This window comes from Pseudomonas sp. MS646 (assembly GCF_036693845.1).
Classification (GTDB): Bacteria; Pseudomonadota; Gammaproteobacteria; order Pseudomonadales; family Pseudomonadaceae; genus Aquipseudomonas; species Aquipseudomonas chlororaphis_E.
On the sequence record NZ_CP144763.1, the window covers coordinates 5,709,297 to 5,722,152 of the forward strand.

A 12,856-nucleotide genomic window follows, 5' to 3' on the forward strand; every position below is an offset into this window, starting at 1 on the left:
CTGTGAGCAGTTCGGTAGCACTTGTGGGAACTGGGCTGCGCCGCTTGCGCGACGGGTATCACCACAGGCGCGGATGACGAACGGTCGAGTGCTATGCAAGGGCCGGTTCGTCATGGGGGGGCTTGTCTGTTTGCGACGCGCTAAAAGGTGGCGCATTTCGTCCGACTGCTCATTTTTCGAGCGATTTGAAGCGTAACCCGTGGCGAGGGAGCTTGCTCCCGCTCGACCGCGCAGCGGTCGCAAATCCTATTGAGACGAGATCAGGCCTTGGGGTTGCTGCGCAACCCAGCGGGAGCAAGCTCCCTCGCCACAGAGAGCCCCGGCAGTGCGTGCCTCAGCACTCCACCGCACTGACCGCCAAGCCACCGCGCGAAGTCTCTTTGTATTTGTCATGCATGTCGGCACCGGTATCGCGCATGGTGCGGATCACCCGGTCCAGGGAAATGAAGTGCTGGCCGTCACCGCGCAGCGCCATTTGTGCGGCGTTGATGGCTTTCACCGCGGCGATTGCATTGCGCTCGATGCACGGCACCTGCACCAGGCCACCGACCGGGTCGCAGGTCAGGCCGAGGTTGTGTTCCAGGCCGATTTCCGCGGCGTTGCACAATTGCTCCGGCGTGGCGCCGAGGATCTCCGCCAGGCCGGCCGCCGCCATGGCGCAAGCCGAACCCACTTCGCCCTGGCAGCCGACTTCGGCACCGGAGATCGAAGCATTCTTCTTACACAGGATCCCCACCGCCGCCGCCCCGAGGAAGTAATCGACCACGTTGGCGTCGGTGACGGCCTCGCTGAATTTCATGAAGTAATGCAGCACCGCCGGGATGATCCCCGCCGCGCCGTTGGTCGGCGCCGTGACCATGCGCCCGCCGGCGGCGTTTTCCTCGTTGACCGCCAGGGCGAACAGGTTGACCCATTCCATGGCACTGAGGGTCGAGCCGATGACGTTCGGCTTGTTCAACTCTTGCAGGCTGCGGTGCAGCTTGGCCGCGCGCCGGCGCACATTCAAACCACCCGGAAGAATGCCTTCATGCTTGAGGCCGTGCTCGACGCAATCTTGCATGGCGCGCCAGAGTTTCATCAGCCCGGTGCGAATCTCTTCCTCCGAGCGCCAGACCTTTTCGTTGGCCATCATCAATTCGGCCACCCGCAGGTTGTGGGTGCGACACAGTTCGAGCAACTCCTCGGCGCTGGAAAAATCGTAAGGCAGTTGTGTGGTGTCCAGGTCCACGACGCCACTGGACGCCTGGGCCTGGTCGACGACGAAGCCGCCGCCGACGGAATAATAGGTGTCACGGTGCAGCTCGCCGCTGTCGCCCTCGGCCACCAGCGTCATCGCGTTGGGGTGGAACGGCAGGTTCTCGTCGATCAGGCGCATGTCCCGCGACCAAATGAACGGCACCGGCAGGCGGCCATCGAGCAACAGGGTTTCGGTTTCCCGCAGCAGCGCGATGCGCGTACCGATTTGCGACGGATCGATCGCGTCGGGCCATTCGCCCATCAGCCCCATGATCACCGCGTTGTCGCTGCCATGGCCAATGCCGGTGGCCGACAACGAACCGTACAACTGCACCTCGACCCGGCGCACGTCGTGCAGCAAGGCCTTGGCCCGCAACGCCTCGACAAACAACGCCGCCGCACGCATGGGCCCCACGGTATGGGAACTGGACGGGCCGATACCGATTTTGAACAGGTCGAAAACGCTGATTGCCATTGCCGAGAGTCTCCAGAACGGGCATGTGCGGGCGCCGAAGCGTCCGGTGACGGAGCTGCTACGCTCAACGCCGGGATGGCCGCATCATCCGGCTTTTGCCCAGGTGCCCGACGTCTGACACCGACGCAATCATGCCCGCCAACGCCGCCGCTCTTTTGCTCCGTTTCCGCCGTTTTTCTGCGTGTCAGAGGGCTCCCTGGGGCGGAAAAAATCTGTAAACGACGTCACCGACACTGGATGCGACCATCCCTGTACTGGATACGACCCACCCTGTAGGCGTCAGATTTGCGCTGGTACATGATCAGTTACGGCTCGTTTGCAAGGCCGCGTGTCAGAGAGTGCCCACGCGCCGCCAACCGCAACATCCAAAAAGCGTGCGGCTGTCCTGACAGGACACCGCCGATAAAACACCAGGAGTCCACCCATGAAAGGTTCCACGCCGTTGTTGTTGGCCGCCATCCTGAGTCTTCCGATGCTGGCCAACGCTGCAGAACCCGCACAATGCAGCACCGTTAACTTTTCCGACGTCGGTTGGACCGACATCACCGTGACCACCGCCACCACCAGCGTGGTACTCGAAGCCCTGGGCTACAAGACCAAGACCACCATGATCTCCGTACCGGTGACCTACAAGTCCCTGGCCGACGGCAAGAACATGGACGTGTTCCTCGGCAACTGGATGCCGACCATGGAGAACGACATCAAGGCCTACCGCGATGCCGGCACCGTGGAGACCGTGCGCACCAACCTCAAGGGCGCCAAGTACACCCTCGCCGTCCCCCAGGGTCTGTATGACAAAGGCCTGCACGACTTCGCCGACATCCCCAAATTCAAGAAGGAACTGGACGGCAAGATCTACGGGATCGAACCCGGCAACGACGGCAACCGCCTGATCCAGAGCATGATCGACAAGAACGCCTTCGGCCTGAAGGACGCCGGTTTCAAAGTGGTCGAATCGAGCGAAGCCGGCATGCTTTCGCAGGTTGACCGCGCCTCCAAACGCGGCACCGACGTGGTGTTCCTGGGGTGGGCACCGCACCCGATGAACACCCGCTTCAAGATCCAGTACCTGACCGGCGGCGATGACTTCTTCGGCCCGGACTTCGGCGCCGCCACCGTGGCCACCAACACGCGCAAAGGCTACAGCCAGGAATGCAGCAACGTTGGGCAACTGCTGAAGAACCTCGAATTCACCGTCGACATGGAAAGCTCGCTGATGGGCAACGTCCTGGACGACAAGATGAAACCTGAAGCCGCGGCCAAGGCCTGGCTGAAGAAAAACCCACAGGTGCTCGATACCTGGCTCGCTGGCGTGACCACCATTGACGGTAAACCTGGCCTGGAGGCCGTGAAAGCCAAGCTCGCGCAGTAATCGCTCATGTTATGCCGGGCGAGTTCGCTCGCCCGTGCTGTTTATCCCTTGCATGCGGACGTTCACTACCATGCTCATTGATCAGAAAATACCTTTAGGCCAGTACATTGCGGGCTTTGTCGAATGGTTGACGCAAGTTGGCGCCAGCACCTTCGACTCCATCGCACTGTTCCTGGAAACGATGATTCACGGCGTGACGTTTGCGCTGACCTGGTTCAACCCACTGGCCTTGATCGGCCTCATAGCCCTGCTGGCGCATTTCATCCAGCGCAAATGGGGCCTCACCGTATTCGTCATCGCCTCCTTCCTGCTGATCCTCAACCTGGGGTACTGGCAGGAAACCATGGAAACCCTGGCCCAGGTGCTCTTCGCTACCCTGGTCTGCGTCGTGATCGGTGTGCCGCTGGGCATTGTTGCCGCGCACAAGCCGATGTTCTACACCCTGATGCGTCCGGTACTCGATCTGATGCAGACCGTACCGACCTTCGTCTACCTCATTCCTACCCTGACCCTGTTCGGTCTGGGTGTGGTCCCGGGCCTGATCTCCACGGTGGTGTTCGCGATTGCCGCGCCCATCCGCCTGACTTACCTGGGCATCCGCGACGTTCCGGAAGAATTGATGGACGCGGGCAAGGCCTTTGGCTGCTCCCGTCGCCAGCTCCTGTCGCGTATCGAACTGCCCCATGCGATGCCGAGCATCGCGGCCGGTATCACCCAGTGCATCATGCTGTCGTTGTCGATGGTGGTGATCGCCGCACTGGTAGGTGCCGATGGCCTGGGCAAACCCGTGGTCAACGCACTGAACACCGCTGATATCGCCCTGGGCTTCGAAGCAGGCCTGGCGATCGTATTGCTGGCGATCATGCTCGACCGAATCTGCAAACAACCCGACGCCAAGGTAGGGGGTGACGCATGAGCATCATTCGTTTCGAAGACGTCGATGTTATTTTCTCCAGCCGTCCCAAGGCCGCGCTGGAACTCTTGGACAAGGGTTTTTCGCGCCCCGAGATCCTGCAGCAGACCGGCCTGATCGTCGGCGTGGAGAAGGCCAGCCTGTCCATCGAGAAGGGCGAAATCTGTGTCCTGATGGGTCTTTCCGGCTCAGGCAAATCCAGCCTGCTGCGCTGCATCAACGGCTTGAATACCGTCAGCCGCGGCAAGTTGTTCGTCGAGCACGAAGGGCGGCAGATCGACATCGCCTCCTGCTCCCCCGCAGAACTGAAGATGATGCGCACCAAGCGCATCGCCATGGTGTTCCAGAAGTTCGCCCTGATGCCTTGGCTGACCGTGCGCGAGAACATCAGCTTCGGCCTGGAAATGCAGGGCCGTCCCGAGAAGGAACGGCGCAAGCTGGTGGATGAAAAACTCGAGCTGGTGGGCCTGACCCAGTGGCGCAACAAGAAACCCGACGAGCTGTCCGGCGGTATGCAGCAACGGGTCGGCCTGGCCCGCGCCCTGGCGATGGACGCCGACATCCTGCTGATGGACGAACCGTTCTCGGCCCTCGACCCACTGATCCGCCAGGGTTTGCAGGACGAACTGCTGGAACTGCAACGCAAACTGCAAAAGACCATCGTGTTCGTCAGCCATGACCTGGACGAAGCCCTGAAACTGGGCACCCGGATCGCGATCATGAAGGATGGCAAGATCATCCAGTACAGCAAGCCGGAAGAAATCGTGCTGAACCCGGCGGACGACTACGTGCGCACCTTCGTTGCCCACACCAACCCGCTCAACGTGCTCTGCGGTCGCAGCCTGATGCGCACCCTGGACAACTGCAAGCGCATCAACGGTTCGGTCTGCCTGGACCCGGGCGGCGACTCCTGGCTCGACCTGGCCGAAGGCAACACCATCAAGGGCGCCCGACAGAACGGCGCAGCACTGGACCTGCAAAACTGGGCACCGGGCCAATCGGTGGAAGAACTGGGCCGCCGTCCGACCCTGGTGGACTCCAACATCGGCATGCGCGATGCCTTGCAGATCCGCTACCAGACCGGCAACAAACTGGTGCTTCACGATAACCAGAAAGTGGTCGGGATCCTCGGTGACAGCGAGCTGTACCACGCCCTGCTCGGCAAGAACCTGGGCTAAGCCTCAACCCTGTGGGAGCGGGCTTGCTCGCGAATGCGGTGTCTACGTCACGATTGGGTGGCGGCATAGCGCTTCGCGAGCAAGCCCGCTCCCACAGGGTTTTTGCTTTATGGACCGTGAGTGCTTGCTTCTCGAAAACCGTTCGATTTTTTATTGATTGAACGTTCAATCAAAACAAAATAGACTCTTCCTCACCCATCAAGACCGAGGAGAAGTCACCCAATGCCCAAGGTCGGTATGCAACCCATCCGCCGCCAGCAATTGATCGAAGCCACGTTGCAGGCGGTCGATCAGGTGGGCATGGGGGACGCCAGCATCGCGCTGATCGCCCGTCTGGCGGGTGTCTCGAACGGCATCATCAGTCACTACTTTCAGGACAAGAACGGCCTGATCGCGGCTACGGCCCAGTACCTGATGACTGTCCTGAGCGAGAACGTCACCGCGCGACGCCAGGCGCTCGAGGATTCCAGCCCACGGGCCCACCTGCAGGTGATCATCGAAGGCAACTTCGACGCCAGCCAGGTCAATGGCCCGGCCATGAAAACCTGGCTGGCCTTCTGGGCCACCAGCATGCATCACCCGTCACTGCACAGGTTGCAGCGGATCAACGATCACCGTCTGTATTCCAACCTGTGTTGCCAGTTCCGCCGCGCATTGCCCCTCGATGAGGCCCGCAGTGCGGCGCGGGGCCTGGCCGCGCTGATTGACGGCTTGTGGCTGCGCGGGGCGTTGTCGGGAGACGCGTTCGATACCGCCCAGGCGCACCGGATCGCTTACGAATACATGGACTTCCAACTGGCCAAGGCAGGAACGTCAGAGCACACAGAATCGCTCGGTTCCTGAACCGTCACCGAACCGCGTAGTCAGCTGTAAACGACACGCTCCCGGTGGCAGCCAACCACTCATGCACTTGCGAGGATTTTATGGCCCGTTTCGAACTGCAAAAACTCTACATCGATGGCGCCTACAGCGATGCCAGCGGCGACGCCACTTTCGAAGCCATCAACCCTGCCAACGGTGAAGTGCTCGCCCTGGTGCAGCGTGCAACGAAGGAAGACGTCGAGCGCGCCGTGGTCAGCGCTGAAAAGGGCCAGAAAGTCTGGGCCGCGATGACCGCCATGCAGCGTTCGCGCATCCTGCGCCGGGCCGTGGACATCCTGCGCGAGCGCAACGATGAACTGGCGGCCCTGGAAACCCTCGACACCGGCAAGGCCTATTCCGAAACCCGCTACGTCGACATCGTGACCGGCGCCGACGTGCTGGAATACTACGCCGGCCTGGTGCCTGCCATCGAAGGCGAGCAGGTGCCGCTGCGCACCACTTCGTTCGTCTACACCCGCCGCGAGCCATTGGGCGTGGTGGCCGGTATCGGTGCGTGGAACTACCCGATCCAGATCGCCCTGTGGAAGTCGGCCCCTGCCCTGGCGGCCGGCAACGCCATGATCTTCAAGCCGAGCGAAGTCACGTCGCTGACCACCCTCAAACTGGCCGAGATCTACACCGAGGCCGGCGTTCCGGCAGGCGTGTTCAACGTCCTGACCGGCAGCGGCCGTGAAGTCGGCACCTGGCTGACCGAGCACCCGCGCATCGAGAAGGTTTCCTTCACCGGCGGCACCGACACCGGCAAGAAAGTCATGGCCAGCGCCTCGAGCTCGTCGCTCAAGGACGTGACCATGGAACTGGGCGGCAAGTCGCCGTTGATCATCTTCGACGACGCCGACCTGGATCGCGCCGCCGACACCGCGATGATGGCCAACTTCTACAGTTCCGGCCAGGTTTGCACCAACGGCACCCGCGTGTTCGTCCCGAGCCACCTCAAGGCGGCGTTCGAAGCCAAGATCGTCGAGCGCGTGGCACGCATCCGCGTTGGCAACCCGGAAGACGAGAACACCAACTTCGGCCCGCTGGTGAGCTTCGCCCACATGGAAAGCGTGTTGGGCTACATCGAGAAAGGCAAGGCCGAAGGCGCTCGGCTGCTGTGCGGCGGCGCTCGGTTGACCGAGGGCGAATTCGCCAAGGGCGCGTTCGTCGCCCCGACCGTGTTCACCGACTGCACCGACGAGATGACCATCGTGCGTGAAGAGATCTTCGGCCCGGTGATGAGCATCCTCGCCTACGACACCGAAGAAGAAGTGATCCGCCGCGCCAACGACACCGACTTCGGCCTCGCCGCCGGCGTCGTGACCCGCGACCTGAACCGCGCCCACCGCGTGATCCACCAGCTCGAAGCCGGCATCTGCTGGATCAACGCCTGGGGCGAGTCCGCCGCCGAAATGCCGGTGGGCGGCTACAAGCAATCGGGCGTGGGCCGCGAGAACGGCCTCAGTTCGCTGAACAACTACACGCGCATCAAGTCGGTACAGGTCGAGCTGGGCGATTACGCGTCGGTGTTCTGAACCGAGACGGAACCTGGACTGGGGCTTTTGGTGGCCAGGGAGCTTGCTCCCGCTGGGCTGCAAAGCAGCCCCATGCTTCCGGGCTCATCGTCATCCAGACAGAACCGGTCGCCTGATTGACGACTGCTGCGCAGCCGAGCGGGAGCAAGCTCCCTCGCCACAGGGAATGTGGCGCCCGGTCGGCCACGACCTGAACCCAACTCAAAAAGAGGGTGCCTTTCATGTCCCAAGAATTCGATTACATCATCATCGGTGCCGGCTCGGCCGGTAACACCCTGGCCACCCGCCTGACCGAAGACGAAGGCGTCACGGTCCTGCTGCTGGAAGCCGGCGGCCCGGACTATCGCCTGGATTTCCGCACGCAAATGCCCGCCGCCCTGGCGTTCCCACTGCAAGGTCGACGCTATAACTGGGCCTACGAAACCGATCCCGAGCCGCACATGAACGGCCGCCGCATGGAATGTGGCCGAGGCAAGGGCCTGGGCGGTTCGTCGCTGATCAACGGCATGTGCTACATCCGCGGCAACGCCCTGGACTACGACAACTGGGCCAAGCTGCCCGGCCTGGAAGATTGGACCTACCTGGACTGCCTGCCATATTTCAGGAAAGCCGAAACCCGGGACATCGGCCCGAACGACTACCACGGCGGCGACGGCCCGGTCAGCGTGACGACGCCCAAGGCTGGCAACAACCCGCTGTTCCACGCCATGGTCGAGGCCGGCGTGCAGGCCGGCTACCCGCGCACCGATGACCTCAACGGCTACCAGCAGGAAGGCTTCGGCCCGATGGACCGCACCGTCACGCCGAACGGCCGTCGCGCCAGCACGGCTCGCGGCTACCTCGACATCGCCAAGAAGCGTTCGACCCTGACCATCGTCACCCACGCCCTGACCGACAAGATCGTGTTCGAAGGCAAGCGTGCCGTGGGCGTGCGCTACCTGGTCGGCGCCGCTGAAGAGCGCGTCGAAGCCCGGGCCCGCAAGGAAGTGCTGCTGTGCTCCGGCGCCATCGCCTCGCCGCAGATCCTCCAACGCTCCGGCGTCGGCCCGGCCAAGCTGCTGGAAAGCCTCGACATCCCGGTGGTCCACGACCTGCCCGGCGTCGGTGAAAACCTGCAGGACCATCTGGAACTGTACCTGCAATACGCTTGCACCCAGCCGGTCTCACTGTACCCGTCGCTGCTCTGGTACAACCAGCCGGCCATCGGCGCCGAGTGGCTGTTCAACGGCACCGGCATCGGCGCCAGCAACCAGTTCGAGGCCGGTGGTTTCATCCGCTCTCGTCCAGAGTTCGATTGGCCGAACATCCAGTATCACTTCCTGCCGGTGGCGATTAACTACAACGGCAGCAACGGTGTGAAGGAACATGGCTTCCAGGCGCACATGGGCTCGATGCGTTCGCCCAGCCGCGGTCGGATCCAGGCCAAGTCCAAGGACCCACGCCAACACCCGAGCATCCTGTTCAACTACATGGCGACCGAGCAGGACTGGCAGGAGTTTCGCGACGGCATCCGCCTGACCCGCGAGATCATGCAGCAGCCGGCGCTGGACCCGTTCCGCGGGCGCGAGATCAGCCCGGGGATCGAGGTGCAGACGGACGAGCAACTGGATCAGTTCATCCGCGAACACGCCGAAACCGCCTTCCACCCGTCGTGCTCGTGCAAGATGGGCACCGACGACATGGCGGTGGTGGACGGCGAAGGCCGCGTGCATGGCATGCAAGGCCTGCGGGTGGTCGATGCCTCGATCATGCCGATCATCACCACCGGCAACCTGAACGCGCCGACGATCATGATCGCCGAGAAAATCGCCGACAAGATCCGTGGCCGCAAGCCACTGCCGCGCAGCACCGCTCCGTACTACGTGGCCGGCGACGCACCGGTCAAGGGCAAGCCGCTGCGTGAACTGGCGCCAGCCGGGCAGTAACCCCCAGCGCCGCCTTCGCGGGCAAGCCCGCTCCCACAAGGGATCTACGGTGAACACACATCCTGTGCCCACCCACGATCAACCTGTGGGAGCGGGCTTGCCCGCGAAGAGGCCGGCCTATCCAGCATCTCTATCGACTGACACACCGCCTTCGCGAGCAAGCTCGCTCCCACAAGGGATCTACGGTGAACACACATCCTGTGCCCGCCAACGATCAACCTGTGGGAGCGGGCTTGCCCGCGAAGCGGCCGGTCTATCCAGCATCTCCATCGACTGACACACCGCCTTCGCGAGCAAGCTCGCTCCCACAAGGGATCTACGGTGAACACACATCCTGTGCCCACCCACGATCAACCTGTGGGAGCGGGCTTGCCCGCGAAGCGGCCGGCCTATCCAGCATCTCTATCGACTGACACACCGCCTGACATCCACAATTTCCTTGTTCCTTGATCCCTCCCCCGGCCAGGCCTACTCTAGAGCCGCCGCATCAATGCGTCGCACCTCGCTGCAGCGCCAGTCCAGACAAGGAGGTTCCCGAATGTTCGACTTCCACCCCCAGCTCAAGCAGCGGTTTGCTGCCTTGCGCACGGGCGCCGAATTCTTTTCCCTGCGTTATGTGCGCGAGTCCGGCCAGCATTTGTCGGTGCGCAAGAATGTCGCCGAACCGCCCAGCCTGAGCCGTGACGAAGGGGCGATGCTCACCGCGCGGGTCAATGGCGTGGAGGCCTATGCCGCCACCAACGACCTGTCCCAGGCCGGCTTGCAGGCAGCGCTGGAGCGCGCCGAGCAACAGGCCCGCCGGCTCAAGCCCCATGCACTGCTCGACCTGCGCGAGCAGGCAGTGGCCAGCGACCGGGCCGATTATTTCTCACCGAATTTCGACCAGGCGTTCCCGCCCCTGAGCGACTGCTACCAGTTGCTCGGCGCCGAATCGGCGGCGGTGCCCCAGGACGAGCGCCTGGTGAACTGGCAGGTCAGCATCGGCCTGACCCAGGTCGAGCAGATCTACCTCAACAGCGCCGGCGCCGAATTGCGTCAGGCCCAGCGGTTCATCTACCCGTCCCTGGATGTCACCGCGTTCGACGGCCAGGACAGCCAGACTCGCACCCTGGGCCGCGAGAACTTCGGCCAGCAAGGTGGCTTCGATGTGATCGACCGCTGCGGCCTGATCGGCGCCGGACCGAAAATCGCCGACCAGGCCCTGCAACTGTTGATGGCGCCGAACACCCCGCAAGGCCCGCGGGACCTGCTGCTGATGCCGGACCAGATGATGCTGCAGATCCACGAGTCCATCGGCCATCCTCTGGAGCTGGACCGCATCCTCGGAGACGAGCGCAACTACGCCGGCACCAGCTTCGTCAAAGCCAGCGACTTCGGCCACTTGCAGTACGGCTCCAGCCTGTTGAACGTGACGTTCGACCCGGACATTCCCGAAGAACTGGCCAGCTACAGCCATGACGACGACGGCAGCCCGGCGAGCAAGCAGTTCCTCATCCGTGAAGGACGGCTGTTGCGCCCGCTGGGTGGCGCGCTGTCGCAATTTCGCGCGAGCCTTGCCGGCGTCGCCAACAGCCGCGCCTGCGGCTGGAATCGCCCGCCCATCGACCGCATGGCCAATTTGAACATCGAACCCGGCGACCAGTCCCTGGGGCAACTGATCCAGGGCATCGAGCACGGCGTACTGATGCGCACCAATCGTTCCTGGTCCATCGACGACGCCCGCAACAAGTTCCAGTTCGGCTGCGAGTGGGGCCAGTTGATCGAGAACGGTGAGCTCAAGGGCGTGGTGAAGAACCCCAACTACCGGGGTATCTCCGCGCAGTTCTGGAAGAGCCTGCGAGCGGTGGGCGATGCCAGTACCGCCCAGGTGCTGGGCACCCCGAACTGTGGCAAGGGCGAACCGAACCAGGTCATTCGCGTCGGGCATGCCTCGCCGGCCTGCGTGTTCAGCAACGTCGACGTGTTCGGAGGTGACGCCTGATGGCTACCATGAATAACCAGGCCGAAGCCTTCAAGGCATTGGTCGACTGGCTGCGCGCGGCGCTGCGTGAGCCTGAACAGTTCACCCTCGGCTACGCTGCCGAGTCCTCGGCCTTCGTGCGCTTCAACCATGGCAAGGTCCGCCAGGCCGGGCAGGTGCAACAGGCCAACGTCAGTTTCAAGCTGATCGACGAGGGGCGCCATGCCGACCTGCAGATCACCTTGTCCGGCGAGGCCGAGACCGACAGGCAGCGCCTGGAAGAAGGCTTGCACCAGCTTCGCGAGACCCTGGCGCTGCTGCCTCGCGACCCATACCTGCTGCTCAACCCCAACCACTGGCAAAGCCACGCCGTGCAGGATCATCCGTTGCCGGAGACCGAACAGGCCGTGGCCGAGATCGCCCGCGCCGCCGAAGGCCTGGACCTGGTGGGGATCTACGCCGCCGGCCCCATCAGCCGTGGTTTCGCCAGTTCGTCGGGGGCCTTTGGCTGGCATCAGGCCAACAGCTTCAACTTCGATTTCAGCCTGTTCCACGAAAACGGCCAGGCGGTCAAAGCCAGCTACGCCGGGCATGACTGGAGCAGCGAAGGGTTCGCCCGGCGCTTTGCACAGGCTCGCGAACAACTGGCGTTTCTCGGCCGGCCGCTGCGTACGCTGCCGCCCGGCGAATACCGCGCCTACCTCGCGCCCGCCGCCCTGGAAGAAATCATGGGCATGCTCAGTTGGGGCGGTTTCTCGGCCCGGGCGATCGCCAGCAAGCAGAGCCCCTTGCAGAAGTTCTATGCCGGCGAAGCCGCTTTCAGCCCTGCCGTGGGCTTGCGTGAACAGGTCAGCGGCTCCCTGAGCCCGGCCTTTTCCGACGAAGGCTATCCCCGTGACGACCTGGCGTTGATCGCCCAGGGCACCGCCAGTGCCCGCTTGATCAACTCCCGCAGCGCCGCCGAATATGGCCTCGCCGCCAATGGCGCGAGCAGCTACGAATACCCCACGGCCCTGGTCATGGACGAAGGCCAGTTGGCACAGCAGGAGATCCTCGCCCGCCTCGGCACCGGCCTGTACATCAGCAACCTCTGGTACCTGAACTACTCGGACCAACCCGCCGCCCGACTGACCGGCATGACCCGGTTTGCCACGTTCTGGGTGGAGGACGGCCAGATCCAGGCGCCGGTCAGCACCATGCGCTTCGACGACAGCGTCTACAGCCTGCTCGGCTCGCAACTCGAAGGCCTGACCCGGGAGCGGGAACTTCTGCTCTCGGCCAGCACCTACAGCCAGCGGGCCACGGCTTCGATGCTGCTGCCGGGAGCGCTGGTGAAGCGGTTGACGTTGACGCTGTAAGCCCCTGTGGCGAGGGAGCTTGCTCCCGCTGGGCTGCGAAGCG

The 12,856-nt window shown here is 63.3% G+C and carries 9 protein-coding genes; 8 read left to right on the forward strand and 1 reads right to left on the reverse strand.

Features of this window, described 5'->3' with window-relative positions; translation table 11 throughout:
• Positions 1-334 precede the first annotated feature (334 nt).
• On the reverse strand, positions 335-1,711 hold the full coding sequence (locus tag V3H56_RS25285) for an L-serine ammonia-lyase (RefSeq protein ID WP_338473987.1): 1,377 nt from the start codon (positions 1,709-1,711) through the stop codon (positions 335-337).
• Positions 1,712-2,135: 424 nt separating this feature from the next.
• Here V3H56_RS25285 and V3H56_RS25290 point away from each other — a divergent pair, with 424 nt between their 5' ends.
• From V3H56_RS25290 to V3H56_RS25325, 8 genes are all read left to right on the forward strand, one after another.
• Positions 2,136-3,083: a choline ABC transporter substrate-binding protein gene (locus V3H56_RS25290; protein ID WP_042731605.1), complete on the forward strand. Its 948-nt coding sequence runs from the start codon at positions 2,136-2,138 to the stop codon at positions 3,081-3,083.
• Positions 3,084-3,153: 70 nt separating this feature from the next.
• Entirely contained in the window at positions 3,154-3,999 is an 846-nt protein-coding gene (gene choW / locus V3H56_RS25295; protein ID WP_042731604.1) for a choline ABC transporter permease subunit, read from the forward strand.
• Complete coding sequence (gene choV / locus V3H56_RS25300; RefSeq protein WP_042731603.1) at positions 3,996-5,174, forward strand: choline ABC transporter ATP-binding protein; 1,179 nt, start codon at positions 3,996-3,998, stop codon at positions 5,172-5,174. Before choW ends, choV begins: the two co-directional genes overlap by 4 nt.
• Positions 5,175-5,396: 222 nt before the next feature.
• On the forward strand, positions 5,397-6,017 hold the full coding sequence (betI, locus tag V3H56_RS25305) for a transcriptional regulator BetI (RefSeq protein ID WP_042731602.1): 621 nt from the start codon (positions 5,397-5,399) through the stop codon (positions 6,015-6,017).
• Between the two features lie 80 nt (positions 6,018-6,097).
• Complete coding sequence (gene betB / locus V3H56_RS25310) at positions 6,098-7,570, forward strand: betaine-aldehyde dehydrogenase (protein ID WP_123579715.1); 1,473 nt, start codon at positions 6,098-6,100, stop codon at positions 7,568-7,570.
• 221 nt (positions 7,571-7,791) lie between these two features.
• Positions 7,792-9,495: a choline dehydrogenase gene (gene betA, locus V3H56_RS25315; RefSeq protein ID WP_042729645.1), complete on the forward strand. Its 1,704-nt coding sequence runs from the start codon at positions 7,792-7,794 to the stop codon at positions 9,493-9,495.
• A gap of 538 nt (positions 9,496-10,033) precedes the next feature.
• Positions 10,034-11,476: a TldD/PmbA family protein gene (locus V3H56_RS25320; RefSeq protein WP_042729644.1), complete on the forward strand. Its 1,443-nt coding sequence runs from the start codon at positions 10,034-10,036 to the stop codon at positions 11,474-11,476.
• The gene (locus V3H56_RS25325) at positions 11,476-12,813 is read left to right on the forward strand and encodes a TldD/PmbA family protein (RefSeq protein ID WP_123579158.1); all 1,338 of its coding nucleotides are present in this window, start codon (positions 11,476-11,478) and stop codon (positions 12,811-12,813) included. Before V3H56_RS25320 ends, V3H56_RS25325 begins: the two co-directional genes overlap by 1 nt.
• Positions 12,814-12,856 lie beyond the last annotated feature (43 nt).